Annotated in this window: 20 protein-coding genes; 14 read left to right on the plus strand and 6 right to left on the minus strand. The window is 61.7% G+C overall.

Annotated elements, in window-relative coordinates:
• Nucleotides 1-3: 3 nt before the first annotated feature.
• Nucleotides 4-642, minus strand: a complete 639-nt coding sequence (locus tag G5V57_RS05880) for a TetR/AcrR family transcriptional regulator (protein WP_165166620.1) — start codon at nt 640-642, stop codon at nt 4-6.
• A gap of 149 nt (nt 643-791) precedes the next feature.
• Here G5V57_RS05880 and G5V57_RS05885 point away from each other — a divergent pair, with 149 nt between their 5' ends.
• The 5 genes from G5V57_RS05885 to G5V57_RS05905 all read left to right on the plus strand — a co-directional run bounded on the left by G5V57_RS05885 (nt 792) and on the right by G5V57_RS05905 (nt 3,521).
• Nucleotides 792-1,094, plus strand: coding sequence for a putative quinol monooxygenase (locus G5V57_RS05885; RefSeq protein ID WP_165166621.1), 303 nt, complete (start codon nt 792-794; stop codon nt 1,092-1,094).
• 253 nt (nt 1,095-1,347) lie between these two features.
• The gene (locus G5V57_RS05890; RefSeq protein WP_165166622.1) at nt 1,348-1,710 is read left to right on the plus strand and encodes a macro domain-containing protein; all 363 of its coding nucleotides are present in this window, start codon (nt 1,348-1,350) and stop codon (nt 1,708-1,710) included.
• The gene (locus G5V57_RS05895) at nt 1,655-2,614 is read left to right on the plus strand and encodes a hypothetical protein (protein WP_165166623.1); all 960 of its coding nucleotides are present in this window, start codon (nt 1,655-1,657) and stop codon (nt 2,612-2,614) included. Before G5V57_RS05890 ends, G5V57_RS05895 begins: the two co-directional genes overlap by 56 nt.
• A 101-nt stretch (nt 2,615-2,715) precedes the next feature.
• A complete protein-coding gene (locus G5V57_RS05900) occupies nt 2,716-3,051 on the plus strand; it encodes a helix-turn-helix transcriptional regulator (protein WP_165166624.1) in 336 nt (111 codons plus the stop codon).
• Nucleotides 3,048-3,521 (plus strand): SRPBCC domain-containing protein, encoded by a 474-nt coding sequence (locus tag G5V57_RS05905; RefSeq protein ID WP_165166625.1) that lies wholly within the window; start codon nt 3,048-3,050, stop codon nt 3,519-3,521. Before G5V57_RS05900 ends, G5V57_RS05905 begins: the two co-directional genes overlap by 4 nt.
• 4 nt (nt 3,522-3,525) lie before the next feature.
• On the opposite strand, the gene G5V57_RS05910 is transcribed toward G5V57_RS05905, so the two are convergent.
• Nucleotides 3,526-3,972 carry a MarR family winged helix-turn-helix transcriptional regulator gene (locus G5V57_RS05910; RefSeq protein ID WP_165166626.1) on the minus strand — a complete coding sequence of 149 codons (447 nt, stop codon included), beginning with the start codon at nt 3,970-3,972 and terminating at the stop codon, nt 3,526-3,528.
• Between the two features lie 137 nt (nt 3,973-4,109).
• On the opposite strand from G5V57_RS05910, the gene G5V57_RS05915 reads away from it, so the two are divergent.
• From G5V57_RS05915 to G5V57_RS05950, 8 genes are all read left to right on the plus strand, one after another.
• Nucleotides 4,110-4,793, plus strand: a complete 684-nt coding sequence (locus G5V57_RS05915; RefSeq protein ID WP_165166627.1) for a DUF899 domain-containing protein — start codon at nt 4,110-4,112, stop codon at nt 4,791-4,793.
• Nucleotides 4,794-4,926: 133 nt separating this feature from the next.
• Nucleotides 4,927-5,340, plus strand: a complete 414-nt coding sequence (locus G5V57_RS05920) for a YciI family protein (protein ID WP_165166628.1) — start codon at nt 4,927-4,929, stop codon at nt 5,338-5,340.
• A gap of 44 nt (nt 5,341-5,384) precedes the next feature.
• Nucleotides 5,385-5,822 carry a VOC family protein gene (locus G5V57_RS05925; RefSeq protein ID WP_165166629.1) on the plus strand — a complete coding sequence of 146 codons (438 nt, stop codon included), beginning with the start codon at nt 5,385-5,387 and terminating at the stop codon, nt 5,820-5,822.
• A 17-nt stretch (nt 5,823-5,839) separates the two neighbouring features.
• Nucleotides 5,840-6,265: a YciI family protein gene (locus tag G5V57_RS05930; RefSeq protein ID WP_165166630.1), complete on the plus strand. Its 426-nt coding sequence runs from the start codon at nt 5,840-5,842 to the stop codon at nt 6,263-6,265.
• Between the two features lie 104 nt (nt 6,266-6,369).
• Entirely contained in the window at nt 6,370-7,629 is a 1,260-nt protein-coding gene (locus G5V57_RS05935) for an RNA polymerase sigma factor (RefSeq protein ID WP_165166631.1), read from the plus strand.
• Between the two features lie 32 nt (nt 7,630-7,661).
• Nucleotides 7,662-8,015, plus strand: a complete 354-nt coding sequence (locus tag G5V57_RS05940) for a DUF1428 domain-containing protein (RefSeq protein WP_165166632.1) — start codon at nt 7,662-7,664, stop codon at nt 8,013-8,015.
• Nucleotides 8,016-8,045: 30 nt separating this feature from the next.
• Complete coding sequence (locus G5V57_RS05945; RefSeq protein ID WP_165166633.1) at nt 8,046-8,837, plus strand: SDR family NAD(P)-dependent oxidoreductase; 792 nt, start codon at nt 8,046-8,048, stop codon at nt 8,835-8,837.
• 28 nt (nt 8,838-8,865) lie between these two features.
• Nucleotides 8,866-10,398, plus strand: coding sequence for an MFS transporter (locus G5V57_RS05950; RefSeq protein WP_165166634.1), 1,533 nt, complete (start codon nt 8,866-8,868; stop codon nt 10,396-10,398).
• Here G5V57_RS05950 and G5V57_RS05955 read toward each other — a convergent pair.
• Nucleotides 10,389-10,913, minus strand: a complete 525-nt coding sequence (locus G5V57_RS05955; RefSeq protein ID WP_165166635.1) for a helix-turn-helix domain-containing protein — start codon at nt 10,911-10,913, stop codon at nt 10,389-10,391. The two genes, G5V57_RS05950 and G5V57_RS05955, sit on opposite strands and share 10 nt — an antisense overlap.
• Nucleotides 10,914-10,999: 86 nt before the next feature.
• Here G5V57_RS05955 and G5V57_RS05960 point away from each other — a divergent pair, with 86 nt between their 5' ends.
• Nucleotides 11,000-11,617: a glutathione S-transferase family protein gene (locus G5V57_RS05960; RefSeq protein ID WP_165166636.1), complete on the plus strand. Its 618-nt coding sequence runs from the start codon at nt 11,000-11,002 to the stop codon at nt 11,615-11,617.
• 1 nt (nt 11,618) lies between these two features.
• Here the strand turns inward: G5V57_RS05960 and mmsB are convergent, their stop codons facing one another.
• Genes mmsB through G5V57_RS05975 form a run of 3 tightly spaced genes read right to left on the minus strand, consistent with a single transcriptional unit; the run spans nt 11,619 to nt 14,717 of the window.
• A complete protein-coding gene (mmsB, locus tag G5V57_RS05965; RefSeq protein ID WP_165166637.1) occupies nt 11,619-12,503 on the minus strand; it encodes a 3-hydroxyisobutyrate dehydrogenase in 885 nt (294 codons plus the stop codon).
• Between the two features lie 24 nt (nt 12,504-12,527).
• Nucleotides 12,528-13,565: an enoyl-CoA hydratase/isomerase family protein gene (locus G5V57_RS05970; protein WP_165166638.1), complete on the minus strand. Its 1,038-nt coding sequence runs from the start codon at nt 13,563-13,565 to the stop codon at nt 12,528-12,530.
• Nucleotides 13,566-13,571: 6 nt separating this feature from the next.
• Nucleotides 13,572-14,717, minus strand: a complete 1,146-nt coding sequence (locus tag G5V57_RS05975) for an acyl-CoA dehydrogenase family protein (RefSeq protein WP_165166639.1) — start codon at nt 14,715-14,717, stop codon at nt 13,572-13,574.
• Between the last annotated feature and the right edge of the window lie 13 nt (nt 14,718-14,730).

Genomic DNA, 14,730 nt, shown 5'->3' on the forward strand with positions numbered 1-14,730 from the left:
ATCTCAGTTGCGTTCCGCTGAAAGCGGGATGATCTTGGCTTCGCCGCGTGCTGTGCCGGAAAGACCGCCGAGCACCAGCCGCTTGTGAATGGCGATGATCTCGTCGGCCGCAAGCCTGCCCTTCGGGCTGTACCAGAAGCACACGCCGGTCAGCATCGAGATGATCGCGTTGGTGGCGATGCCGCTGTCGGTTGGCGCGAACACTCCCTGCTCTATGCCGACCTCGACAATGGACCGCAGCTCGCATTCATAGGTCTTGCGCAAGGCCACACAGGCGCGGCGCGCGTCCGGCGTCAGGCTGCGCAATTCGAGATTGGCGATGACCACTTCCTTCTGCCGCTCGAAATGATAGCGGATATGGAAATCGACGAAGCCTTCGAGCCTGAGGCGCGGATTGGCGTCGGGCCGGTCGGCCGCACGCCAGGCGGCGATGAGCGCTTCCATATGCTCCGCCATGATGTCGACGAGCATCTGATCCTTGGTGGCGATATAGCGGTAGATCGAGCCGGGCTGGAGCCCGACATGCTCGGCGAGATCGCGCAGGGTCATGGCTTCAAAGCCATGCTTGGCGATCAGTTCGACGGCGGCCTTGCGGATGGCCTTCTCGGTTTCGGCGCCGACGGATCCACGGGTCCGAGCCATGCATTCTCCCACGCTGGGCTGAGGGCTTTGCCTTCTCCGCGGCCGACACTAGCATAGTCGATTAAACAAACAAGCGTTTGTTTCTTAATGTGACAGTGGGCTCGACAGACACCCATCGCCCGGACATGATCGCCGGAAAGGAGCCGCTCATGTATGGTCTGATCGGAAAGATGCGGGCAAAGCCCGGCCAGCGCGCTGACCTCCTCGCCATACTGCTTGACGGTATCGACTCGATGCCTGGATGCCTCAGCTATGTCGTGGCCAAGGATCCCGCCGATGCCGACGCGATCTGGATCACCGAAGTGTGGGACAATGAGGCGAGCCATAAATCCTCCTTGAGCCTTCCGCAGGTGCGCGCCGCCATCAACAAGGCCATGCCAATGATCGCCGGCTTCGACAGTTCAATCCCGACCTTGCCCGTCGGCGGCCCGGGGCTGCCGCGCATGGATTAGCGCGACCTGCCCTCCGGTAGACATGCTTCTGCATTTGCTTTGTAAGCCTTGTGCGGCGGGTATATCTTTGAGCTCTCGCTGCACATAGCAAACATACTTGGTTATTGGCATGGACCTGAATGTGCGTTCCGATCGCTTCGGCTGTCGCGGAATTCAACTCGCTGCTCTGCCCAAACGAAAGCTACCGACCGCGTCAGGAGTTTCGACATTTCACTGAGCAAATCGAACGATTTGCCTCCTCTGAGAGGTGTTCATGCCTACCAACGGCCAGAAATACACCATCGGAAAATCAACCGTCACTTTGAGGATCGGCGACATCATCGACTCCGAGGCTGATGTTCTGGTCAGCTCGGACGATGATCATTTCTCGATGCGTAGTGGCGTATCCAAGGCCATCAGGCAGGCGGCCGGCGACGGAATTAGCACCGAGTTGGCCGGCAAGGTTGGCAAGCACAAACTGGGCAGCGTCGTCGTAACATCGGCGGGAGAACTCAAGAAACAGGCCCACATATTTCACGGCGTCACCCGCCTCCGCGAATTCGATAGCCTTGCTGGACAAGATGGAACTCAATTCGATTGCCTTCCCCGCGCTGGGCACGGGCTTCGCAAAATTTGATCCAAAAGAAGTCGCCGTAATCATGGCAAAAGTCCTCACCGAACAATTGCACGCCCTGAGCAAGCCGCTGGATGTCGAAGTGGTCCTGCATGCCGATAGCCTCAAAGAGAATCTCGACTTCGTCGATTTCTTTCGTCAGTTCGACAATGCCAGCGGCTGGGTGCAGCATGTCATACGCGATCACGTCGTGATCTTTGTTCACGGAATTCGAACTGAGGCGGCGTGGTTCTCTGAGGCGGAACGAATATTCAGATCGCATGATCACACCCTCAACCCCGTGGCGGCAGGTTTCGGTTTTTTCGATTTCCCTCGCTTTCTCATGCCTTTCGAATTCGCCAAGCGATCGGCACTGAGGCGCGTGGAATCAAAGATCAGGATAGTCAGCGCTGACCCGACGACGACACGCGTGTCTGTCATCGCACACAGTTTTGGCACTCACCTGGTTGGGCAAGTTCTCAAGAGAAACCCTGATATCAGATTGCATCGCCTGATACTGTGCGGTGCTGTCCTGACGCAGGATTTCGACTGGCAGTCGGTTCGCGAGCAGCTTCCACCGATCGACAGCGCCGAGTATCCGCTTCAACGCGTCGTCAACGATTGCGGCTGGCGTGACATCTGGCCAATCTTCGCTCACGCGAGCACCTGGGGTTATGGCAGCAGCGGTCGCTTCGGCTTCCAGTCCCCGCTTGTTGTCGACCGCTATCACGACAGAAGTCACAGCGAATTCTTCGACGAGGAATTTGTATGCAACTACTGGTGCAACTTCATTTCCAAAGGCGAGGTTGCGATATCGCCGGAGAAGCGGCCACCGACCAGTTGGCTTCTGCAGGTGATCACAGTTCTGAAGCTGCCTTACATCGTACTCGCGGCGTTTGTCATATACGTCGCGAGCTTCGCTTTCTGAGGCAGGATCGACAGACATCGAGGCTGCGGGCGCCCCCTTGACATCTGCAGGTCAAAAAAGTATTTAACCAAATGATTAATTAACTTATTGGTTCAGTACAAATGACTGACCGCCTCAGCAATGCTTTTGCTGCCCTCGCCGATCCGACCCGGCGCGCCATCCTGGCCCGGCTCGCTTTGGGGGATGCCTCGGTGACCGAGCTTGCCGAGCCCTTCGAGATGAGCCTGCCGGCGATTTCCAAGCACCTCAAAGTGCTGGAGAAGGCCGGCATGATCGCGCAGAGCCGCGAAAAACAATGGCGGCCGCGCCGCCTCGAGCCGGGCCCGCTCAAGGAGGCGGCCGAATGGCTCGAGCATTATCGCCGCTTCTGGGAAGGCAGCTTCGACCGCCTCGAGAGCTATCTGCAGGAAGTTCAGTCCAAGGGAGGGACGTCATGAATCTGGCGAACAGCAAGGATGTGAGGCAGAACCGGCTCGAACTCGTGATCACGCGCGTGCTCGATGCGCCGCCGATGCTGGTCTACAAAGTGTGGACTGAGCCTGAGCATATGGCCCGCTGGATGGGACCCAAGGGCTTCACCGCCCCGTCGGTGAAGCTGGATGTGCGCGAGGGCGGGCGCTACCGCGCGCTGATCCGCTCCGCCGAAGGCAAGGACTACTGGTTCCAAGGCGTCTATCGCGAAGTGGTCGAGAATAAGCGCCTCGTCTTCACCTTTGCCTGGGAGGACGAAGGCAGCCAGGAGAATCTCGTCACCATCACCTTTGCCGAGGAGAACGGCAAGACCCGCATGACCTTCACGCAGGCGCCCTTCCCGACCGCCGAGGACCGCGATGGTCATGAAGGCGGCTGGAGTGAGGCTTTCGACAAGCTCGCCGCTTACGTCGTCACAGCTGAAAATGACGCATGAAAATCTAGGCCAGGAGATTGAGCACGCCGCGCAGATTCTCGACCTTCTGTTCGGCAAGCAGGAGGTCGACCTCGGCATGAGCTTTCTTCCAGATCGGCAACGCCTCGTACAGCAGGCGGCGTCCGGCATTGGTCAGCGTCAATCGCCGGCTACGCCGGTCCTCCTCATCGACCGCGACCTGGAGAAGTCCGCGCTTTTCGAGCGGCTTGAGATTGGCGGTGAGCGTGGTGCGGTCCATCGCCAGGAACGCAGAGACACTGCCGATCGTCGGCGGATCGGGACGGTTGAGCGACATCAGCAGCGAGAACTGTCCCTGATTGATGCCGAGCGGCCGCAAGGCGACATCGAACCGCCGCGCCAGCGCCCGCGCCGCCCTTTGCACATGAAGGCACAGGCAATGGTCGCGGACGTGCAGCGTTTCTTCGCGAGAAGGTCCCAGCCGAATTGACATATGCTAATTCTGTTGATATCAACCTAATTGTCAAGATAATTGACCCGCGCGATCGGGGACGCATCGCCGCATCGATTATGTCGGACGTAATGGCCCGGCGGGCATGAGCCCACTAACCGGGAACGAGGGAGGTTCGTATGCTTGATTCACCCAAAACGCTTCCGAAGGTCGTATCGCGCTCCGATTGGCTCATCGCCCGCAGGGCCCTGCTCGAGACTGAAAAGCGCCTGACGCGCGAGCGCGATGCGCTCAATGAAGAGCGTCGGCGGCTGCCCATGGTCAGGATCGACAAGCACTATGTCTTCGAAGGTCCGGAGGCAAAGACCTCCCTGCTCGACCTCTTCGACGGCCGCCGCCAGCTCATCGTCTATCACTTCATGTTCGATCCCGACTGGGAGAAGGCCTGTCCCGGCTGCACCGGTTTCGTGGAAGACCTTCCCCGCATGAAGGGGCTCCATGAGCGTGACACCTCTTTCGCTCTCATCTCGCGCGCCCCCCAGGCCAAGCTTCGGGACTACGCCCAGACGATGGGCTGGGACATTCCGCTCTATTCGTCCTTCGGCAGCGATTTCAACTACGACTTCCACGCGACGACGGACGAGAAAGTGGCGCCATCGGAATACAACTATCGTTCCCGTGCCGACCACATCGCCAATAACGAGGCATGGTTCGCCGATGGCGAGCATCACGGCATCAGCGTCTTCCTGCGCGAGGGCGATGAGATATTCCACACCTATTCGACTTACGCGCGCGGCGTGGAACCCCTCGTCCCGGTCCTGCATTATCTCGATATGACACCTCTCGGGCGACAAGGAGCCTGAATATTCAAGGCCTTCCGCAGGGTTAGAAAAATTTCTCGATATTTTTTTCGCCCGCTTGTCGATTTCGCCATGGCCCGTTCGTCGTGGTGACAGAGCCCTCCGAGGCTCCCCACCAGACCAGGAGAATTGCCCCATGCGTTTCATGATCATCGTCAAGGCCAGCAAGGATTCGGAAGCCGGCGTCATGCCCGGTGAAGAGATCCTGACCGCCATGGCGGCTTACCACGAGGAACTGGCCAAGGCCGGAATTCTGCTCGACGGCAACGGCCTGCAGCCGAGCTCGAAGGGCTTCCGTATCAAATATGAGGGCGGCAAGCGCCGGGTCGTCGACGGCCCCTTCACCGAGACCAAGGAACTCGTTGCCGGCTACACCCTCATTCAGGTGAAATCACGCGAGGAAGCGCTCGAATGGGCGCGCCGCTTCCCCAATCCGCACAGTGAGGACGGCGAGATCGAAGTCCGCCAACTATTCGAGCTTGAGGACTTCGCCCAGGGCGAAGCGATCGAGCGCTTCCGCGAGATGGAAATGAGCGGCGCCAAGAGCTAGCGCGCCCGCGACCGGATTTTTTCACGTAGCAGAGGAGTATGAAGATGCAAGTCCAACCTTATTTGTCTTTCGAGGGCCGCGCCGAAGAGGCGTTGGATTTCTACGCCAAGGCGATCGGCGCCAAGGTCGGCGTGAAGATGCGTTTCAAGGAAGCGCCGCCCATGGAGATGTCGGGCAATGGCTGCGCCGATATGGGCGCTCCGCCGGCCCATTCCGCCGAGAAGATCATGCATTCGGAGTTCAAGGTCGGCGATTCGTTGATCATGGCCACCGACGGCATGTGTTCGGGCAACACCAACTTCACCGGCATTTCGCTGGCCCTTCAGGCCAAAGACGACGCGGAGGCGAAAAAGATCTTCGACGCCCTGAGCCAAGGCGGCAAGGTCCAGCAGCCGCTGATCAAGACCTTCTTCGCCTCGAGCTTCGGCATGGTCGCCGACAAGTTCGGTGTGGGCTGGATGGTCGTCACCGCGCAGGCTTGAAAACAGGAGCGTACGCTATGAGAGTGATGGTGATCGTCAAGGCCAACAAGGAAACGGAAGCCGGCGTCATGCCGTCGACCGAGCTCCTGGCCGCGATGGGCAACTACAATGAAGAGCTCGTCAAGGCGGGTATCATGCTGGCCGGCGACGGTCTCCACCCCAGTTCCAAGGGCAAGCGGGTGAAATTCACCAAGGCGCAGCCCAAGGTGACCGACGGCCCCTTCGCCGAAACCAAGGAGCTCATCGCCGGTTTCTGGATGTGGAAGGTGAAGTCGATGGAGCAAGCCGTCGAATGGGTGAAACGCTGTCCTATGGCGGAAGGCGACGAGCTCGAGATCCGGCAGGTCTTCGAGGCCGAGGATTTCGGCGAGGCCTTCACGCCTGAGCTCAGGGCCCAGGAGGAGAGACTCCTGGCCGAAGCCCAGAAGTTGACAAGGGCCTGACAAGCTTTGCCCGCGACCCCAGTCGCGGGCGATATCATCTCAAGGGCTTTGGCGCATGAAGCAAATCTTGCGATATCGATGCGAAAGTGGTTCTTACGGGCGGCATGTCCGAGACTCATCACGCGATCGACGCCATCTGGAGGATCGAGCAGGCGAAGCTTATCGCCGGCCTGACACGCTTCACCCGCGATATTGGCCAGGCCGAGGAGCTGGCTCAGGAAGCCTTGTTGACGGCCCTCGAGCAATGGCCGAAATCGGGCATTCCGGAAAAGCCCGGCGCCTGGCTCATGGCGGCGGCGAAGAACCGCGCCATCGACAGAATTCGCAAGGCGAAGCTCGCGGAGACGAAGCATGCGGAGATCGGCCGCGCGCGCGACGCCGAGCAAGAGGAAGCGCTCCAGGAACTCGAAGCCGCGCTCGACGATCCCGTCGGCGACGATCTTCTCCGCCTCATTTTCATTTCCTGCCACCCGGTGCTGACCAGCGACGCGCGCACCGCCTTGACCTTGCGCCTCATCGGCGGCCTCACCACGGACGAAATCGCCCGCGCCTATCTGCAGACGGAAGCGACCGTCGCGCAGCGCATCGTGCGCGCCAAGCGCACGTTGGCGGACAGGAAGGTCCCCTTCGAGTTGCCGCGCGGCGCCGAGCTCATGGCCAGGCGCGATTCGGTTATCGAGGTCCTCTATCTCATATTCAACGAAGGCTACTCGGCCACCAACGGCGAGGACTGGATGCGTCCGCAGCTTTGCGAAGAGGCCTTGCGGCTCAGCCGGATCCTCGCCGGGCTGATGCCTGGCGAAGCCGAAGTGCATGGCCTCGTGGCGCTGATGGAGATCCAGGCATCGCGCTTGCACGCACGCACCGGACCCGACGGCGAGCCCATATTGTTGCTCGAGCAGAACCGCGCGCTGTGGGATCAACTCCTCATCCGCCGCGGGCTTGCCGCTTTGGCGCAAGCCGAGGCCCTGACCTCGGCGCCTGGCCGCTATGGAATTCAGGCGGCGATCGCCGCCTGCCACGCGCGTGCCGCCCGGGCGGCCGATACCGACTGGAATCGCATCGCCGCGCTCTACGACCTTCTGGCGGCGCGCGAGGACTCGCCTGTGGTGGAACTCAACCGCGCCGTCGCGCATTCCATGAAGAGTGGTCCGCAAACCGGGCTCGACCTCCTCGACGCCTTGCTCGGAGAGGAAGCGCTGAAGGCTTATTATCTTCTGCCCAGCGTCAGGGGCGATTTTCTCGTCAAGTTGGGCCGGCATGCCGAGGCCGAGACCGAGTTCCGTCGGGCCGCGGCTTTGACGCAGAATGCCCGCGAGCGCTCGCTTCTGCTGCAGCGCGCCGACGCCTGCCGGCAGTCATAATCAAGCACGAACCAATCTGAAGGAGAACGAGCATGGCCTATGTCGATGGATTTATCGTTGCTGTTCCGAAGAAGAATATGGCGCAGTACCGCAAGATGGCGAGGCGCGCCGGCAAGGTCTGGCGCGAGCATGGCGCCACCAGCTACGTGGAATGCGTCGCCGATGATGTGCAGATGGGCAAGCTCACCTCCTTCCCGCGCAGCGTGAAGCAGAAGCCCGACGAGACGGTGATTTTCTCCTGGGTGACCTACAAGTCGCGGGCCGAGCGTAATCGCATCCTCAAGAAGGTGATGGCCGATCCGCGCTTGCAGATGGACAACAAGAACATGCCCTTCGACGGCAAGCGCATGATCTATGGCGGCTTCAAGGTCTTTCTCAGTATCTAGACGAACAAAGAAAGCAGAGAGGGAAATCCCATGCTTAAAGGCAAAACCGCCATCATCTATGGCGGCGGCGGCGCGGTGGGCGGCGCGGTAGCTCGTGCCTTTGCCGGGGAAGGAGCGCGCCTCTTTATCGCCGGCCGCAGCCTCGCCAAGCTCGAGAAGGTGGCGGACGACATATCCGCTGCGGGAGGCACAGCCGAGATTGCCGAACTCGATGTCATGGATGAGGAAGCGGTCAAGGCCCATGCCGACGATGTGGCAGCCAAGATGGGCGGGATCGACATCGCGCTCAATGCGGTCGGCCTGTTCCATGTTCAGGGCAAGGGCTTCGCCCATCTCTCGCTCGATGATTTCGCCTTCCCGATCACGGCTTACGCGCAGATGAACTTCATCACCGCCAAGGCCGTCGCCTGGCATATGGCGAAGCGGCGGTCCGGCGTCATCCTCACTTTGTCGACACCCGGCGGCCGTCTGCCGGGCACCGGCTATCTGGGGTTCGGTACGGCCTGCGCCGCGGTGGAGGGCTTCTCGCGCCTGCTCGCCTGTGAATTGGCGCCATCCGGCATCCGTGTCATCTGCCTCAGGCCGCATGCTCTGCCAGAGGCTCTCGCCTTGCAGTCGCATGCCCGCGCCGTGTTCCAGCCGGCCGCCGCTCAGGCCGGCATAAGCGTGGACGAGATGCTTGCGGGCCCCGCCGAAACGTTGCTGAAGCGCTATCCGACACTCGCCGAAGTGGCGCAGACGGCCGCGTTCATGGCATCCGACAAAGCCGGCGCTATGACAGGCACCATCGCCAATCTCACCTGCGGTGCGCTGGTGGATTGATAATCCAACATCCGACTGGGAATATCTTATGACGACGACCGATGCGCCGGCCAAAGCCGGAAACCGCGAATGGATCGGCCTCGCCGTGCTGGCGCTGCCTTGTCTCATCTATTCGATGGACCTCACCGTTCTCAATCTGGCCGTGCCGCAATTGAGCGAGGAACTCAAGCCGTCGGCGTCGCAGCTTCTGTGGATCATCGACATATATGGCTTCTTCGTCGCCGGCTCGCTCATCATCATGGGCAATCTCGGCGACCGCATAGGCCGGCGCAAACTCTTGATGATCGGCGCGGCCGCTTTCGGCATCGCCTCCATCTTCGCCGCCTTCGCCTCGAATGCGGTGATGCTGATCGCGGCCCGGGCGGCGCTGGGCGTCGCCGGAGCGACGCTCGCCCCCTCGACGCTTTCCCTCATCCGCAACATGTTCCACGACCCGCGCGAGCGTACTACGGCGATCGGCGTCTGGGTCGCCTCCTTCTCCGTCGGTGGCGCCATCGGTCCGATCTTCGGCGGCGTGCTGCTCGAGCATTTCTGGTGGGGATCGGTCTTTCTCGTGAATGTGCCGATCATGATCCTGCTGCTTATTGCGGCGCCGCTCCTTCTGCCGGAATTCCGCGACGAGGCGGCGACGCCGCTCGACACCGCCAGCGCCGCCATGTCGCTCATCGCCGTCCTGGCGCTCATCTACGGGCTCAAGCAGTTCGCCGAGTATGGCATGGGCTGGCAGCCGGTCCTGTCAGTGGCGATCGGCATCGTCGTCGCTTTCGTCTTCGCGAGAAGGCAGAAGCAGCTCAGCCATCCCTTGATCGACCTCAGCCTCTTTCGCAAGCCGGCCTTCAGCGCCTCGCTCGCCGTTTATATGCTGGGCGTACTGGTCGCCTTCGGCTTCTTCCTCTTCATCTCGCAATATCTTCAACTCGTCCTCGGCATGCGGCCGCTCGAGGCGAGCCTGTGGATGCTGCCCTCGGGCCTATCCTTCATTCTGGGCTCGATGCTGGCGCCGAAGATCGTGCGCAGCTTCCACCCGGCCTATGTGATGGCCGGCGGCCTCGCAATCGCCGGCCTCGCCTGCCTGATGCTCACCCAGATCGACACTTCCCATGGTCTGGCGATATTGATCGTGGGCTTCATCCTGATGTCGCTTGGCCTCGCCCCTGCTTTCACCCTCACCACCGATCTCGTGGTGAACGCGGCGCCGCCCGAACGCGCCGGCGCCGCAGCCGCGATCTCCGAGACCAGCGCCGAATTCGGTGGCGCGCTCGGCATCGCGGTGCTGGGCAGCGTCATGACGGCGCTCTATCGCGGCGCCATGAGCAAGGTGATCCCGGCCGACATGCCGCAGGACGCGGCGGAAGCGGTACAAGGCACACTCGGTGGCGCGATCGCTGTGGCGTCGGAACTGCCGGCGGATGCGGCCGCGGTCATCGTCGCCGCAGCGCGTACCGCCTTCACTGATGCGCTGGTGATGACGGCCGTGATCTGCACGGTGATCGCGCTCGCCGCGGCACTCCTCGCCGCTTTCCTGCTGAGGCGGGTTGAACCCGCGGCGCATCATGCCTGACCGGGCTTGCGCGCTCTGTTGCGGGCGACCACGGCCTCATAGGCCGCCTGCAGGCGTGCGCCGACCGGAACATAACCGGACGGCGCCTTGAAGAGGATGCCCAGATGACGCTCGCGCAATTCCTTCATGAAATCGGCCCACAGATCGGGCCCGCCTTCGTCAAGGAGTTGGGCCCTGATGCTGAGTTCGTCGCTGACCGGCAGATGCTTGCGGCCCCAGACCGCCATCTGGGCCAGCACCGGCAGGAGCTCGATACCCTTTTCAGTGAGACTGTAGACGGTTTTCTGCTTATGGCTGGGATCGTTGGCTCTGGTGAGCACACCCTCCTCGACCAGCCGCTTGAGCCGGTCGGCCAGAATATTCGAAGCGATGCCCTCTTCCGATCGGGTCAGCAATTCGCGGAAATGACGCCGGTCACCGAAGATGATGTCGCGGATGATCAGCAGGCTCCATTTGTCCCCCAGAATTTCGAGAGTGAGATTGATGGGACAGCCCGACCGGTGCTCAGCATTCATGGAAGAGAACCTCCATACCGGTTGCATTATCTCATCAGTCGCAACTTTGGCAAATCGCCGTCCAATGACTTCAATGGAGGAACGACATGAAGCTCTATCTGGGCCCCGGCCCGAATTCAGACCGCGTCCGCATCTTCCTGGCCGAGAAAGGCCTCGACCTGCCGGTCGTGCCGATCGACTTCGGCAAGCGGGAGCATAAATCGGCGGAATTCCTCAAGCTCAATTCCCTGGGCCAGGTGCCAGTGCTGCAGCTTGACGACGGCGAAGTCATCACCGAAAGCGTCGCCATCTGCCGCTATGTGGAAGCGATCCATCCTTCACCGCCATTGTTCGGCTCGGACGCGCCGCACCAGGGCAAGGCCGAGATGTGGAACCGGCGCATGGAGCAGGAGGTTTTCGGCACGATCGGAAATGTCGTCCTCCACACCGATGAGTTTTTCAAGGAACGGCACACCCAGGTTCCGGAATTCGCCGAGGCGCAGCGCCGGGCCATACCGAGCAAATGGATGTGGCTCGACCGCGAGATAAGCGACGGCCGTCCCTATCTTGCCGGTGACGAGTTCTCGATCGCCGATATCTGCGGCATGGTCACCTTGATGGTTTCAAGATTCTTCGGTTACGAGATGCCGGCGGAGATCCCCAATGTGCAGCGCTGGGCCGAGCGACTGCGCCAGCGCCCGAGCTGGCAGGCCATGACGAATTGAGCTAATCGCGCGGCGTCTCGGCGAGATAGCGGATGATGGCGGAGAAATCCTTCTCCGCACCGCCCGCCGCGATGAAGCTGCGATAGAGCTGTTCGGCATGGGCGCCGAGCGGCGTCGCGGCACCGGCCGCGGCAGCCGCCTGCTGGGCGAGCGCCAGATCCTTCAGCATCAGCGCCGCAGCGAAGCCGGATCTGTAGTCATTGTCGGCGGGTGAGGCCGGGCCGACGCCCGGCACCGGACAATAGCTCGTCAGCGACCAGCATTGACCCGACGCGGCGGAGGCGACGTCATAGAGCGCCGTGGCCTCCAGGCCGAGCTTTTCGGCCAGCACGAAAGCTTCCGACACCGCGATCATCGAAACGCCGAGGATCATGTTGTTGCAGATCTTGGCGGCTTGCCCGGCTCCGGCGCCGCCGCAATGGACGATCCGCTTGCCCATCGCCGAAAGTACGGGATGAGCACGTTCGAAGGCCTCGGCGTCGCCACCTGCCATAAAGGTGAGCGTTGCCCCGGCCGCTCCCGCCGTGCCGCCCGAGACCGGCGCATCGAGACTTTGCATGCCGGCCCCTTGCGCCATGGCATGGGCTTCGCGGGCACTCGCCACATCGATGGTCGAGCAGTCGATGAACAGCGTCCCGCGCCGCGCCGGCAACAGGATGGTGCGGTAGAGATCGAGCACATGCTGGCCCGCCGGCACCATGGTGATCACGATGTCGGCATCCTTCACCGCGGAAACGGCGCTGCGCGCCGCCACCACGCCCCGCTCGGCGGCCTTGTCGAGATTGGCCGCGACAATGTCGAAGCCCTTCACGACGAAGCCCTTGGCGACGAGATTGGTCGCCATGGGCCCGCCCATATTGCCGAGGCCGATGAAGGCAATTTTCATGGCGGAACTCCTTCAGATCACGCGCTAAGCCAGCGTCAATTCATGGCTTCCGATCGGCGCGAACAGCGCCTCGGCATCCTGCGCTGAAACCTCGGCAATACTTGACGGCAGCCATTGCGGCTTGCCGTCCTTGTCGACGATCAGCGCCCTGATGCCTTCGCGGAAATCATGCAGGTCGACAGCGCGATAAGCATAGCGATATTCGTGAGCGAGGGCTTCCTCGATCGTCTTGAAATGCCGCACCTGGCGCACGGAAATATGCGCCGCCGCCAGAGCGGTTGGCGAATGCATGGCGATCTTTCCGAGCGTCTCCTGCTCCCAGGCCTCCGGACTCTCCTCGAGACGCCGGACCGCGTCCTGGATTGTCGCCGCACCGAAGGCGCGATCGATGCGGGCCTGCCGGGCGGCGAGGTCGCTCAGCCCGGAGAACAGGGCGAATTGCCCGACCGCGTCATCGGCACTACGTCCTTCGCACAGTTGGGCGACGAGGGCCGCCCGGTTCTCACCAGTGATCATCGTGTCGGCGAAACCGGCATAGATCGCGTCGGCGGCGTTCATGCGATAGGCGGTCGCCGCCATATATTCTCCCGCATGGCCGGGTGCCCGGGCGAGCAGCAGCGAGCCGCCGACATCGGGCGTGAAGCCGATCGCCGTTTCCGGCATGCCGACCACCGAGCGCTCGGTGACGATACGATGCGAGCCATGGCCGGAGAGCCCGACGCCGCCGCCCAGGCAGAAGCCGTCCATCAGCGCGACATAGGGCTTGGGATAGCGCGCGATCATCGCGTTGAGCTCATACTCCTCGCGCCAGAATTGCCGCGCCGCATCGGGCGCGGTCGGTATCATGTCATAGACAGCGCGGATATCGCCACCGGCGCAGAAGGCGCGCTCGCCTTCACCGTCGATGACAACATGCCTGACCCGGTCGTCGTCGCGCCATTCGGCGAGCGCCGCTTTGATGGCGCGTACCATGGGATGATTGAGGGCATTGAGAGCCTTCGGCCGATTGAGAGTGATGCGCCCGGCTGAGCCGTCGACCCGCGCAATGATATCCGCTGTCATCGCTGGCTAATCACCGCCCAGCATGTCGCGCGCAACGATAAGCCGCATGATTTCATTGGTGCCCTCGAGGATTTGATGAACGCGCAGGTCGCGCACGATCTTTTCGATGCCGAAATCGGCAAGATAGCCATAGCCGCCATGGATCTGCAACGCCTCATTGGCGACGCGAAAGCCCGTGTCGGTGACGAAACGCTTCGCCATGGCGCAGAATTTCCGCGCATCGGGTGCATTGGTGCTGAGTTTCCAGGCCGCATGATAGAGAAAGACGCGCGCCGCCTGCAATTCCGTCTCCATGTCGGCGATTTTAAACTGCAGCGCCTGGAACTGCGCCAGCTGGCGTCCGAAGGCCTTGCGCTCCTTCATATAAGCGGCGGCCTTGTCGAGGGCGTTTTGCGCGGCGCCGAGGCTGCAGGCGGCGATATTGAGCCTTCCGCCATTGAGCCCGCTCATCGCAATCGAGAAGCCCTGGCCCTCTGCCCCGATCAGGTTCTCCGCCGGCACCCGCGCCTGGTCGAGATTGACCATGGCGGTCGCCTGGGCGTGCCAGCCCATCTTCTTCTCATTGGCGCCAAAACTCAGGCCATCCGTGTCTTTTTCGACCAGAATGCAGGAAATGCCCTTGGGCCCCTCCTCACCCGTGCGGCAGATCACCAGATAGAGATCGGAGTAGCCCCCGCCCGAAATGAAGGCCTTGGCGCCCGTCAGACGATAGTGGCTGTTGCCGTCCTTGACCGCTTTGGTCTTGAGCGCCGCCGCATCCGATCCGGAACCCGGCTCGGTCAGGCAATAGCTCGCTACCACATCCATGGCGCAGAATTTCGGCAGCCAGGCCTTGCGTTGCTCGGCATTGCCGTAGGTATCGAGCATCCAGGCGCACATATTGTGGATGGAGAGGAAGCTCGCCACCACCGGGTCGGCATAGGAAAGTTCCTCGAAGATGAGGACGGACTCGACCCGCGACAGGCCGGAGCCGCCGCTTTCTTCCCTGACCGTGATAGCGGCCAGGCCAAGTCCCGCCGCTTCCTTGAGGATCTGGCGCGGAATGGCCTTTTCACTCTCCCATTGCGCGGCGTAAGGAGCGATCTTCTCAGCCGCGAAGCCGCGTACCATGTCCCTGATTTGAGTCTGTTCGTCTGTCAGCGCAAAATCCATGCACTGACTTTAG

The sequence above is a fragment of the Nordella sp. HKS 07 genome (assembly GCF_011046735.1).
In the GTDB taxonomy this organism is placed as follows: Bacteria; Pseudomonadota; Alphaproteobacteria; order Rhizobiales; family Aestuariivirgaceae; genus Taklimakanibacter.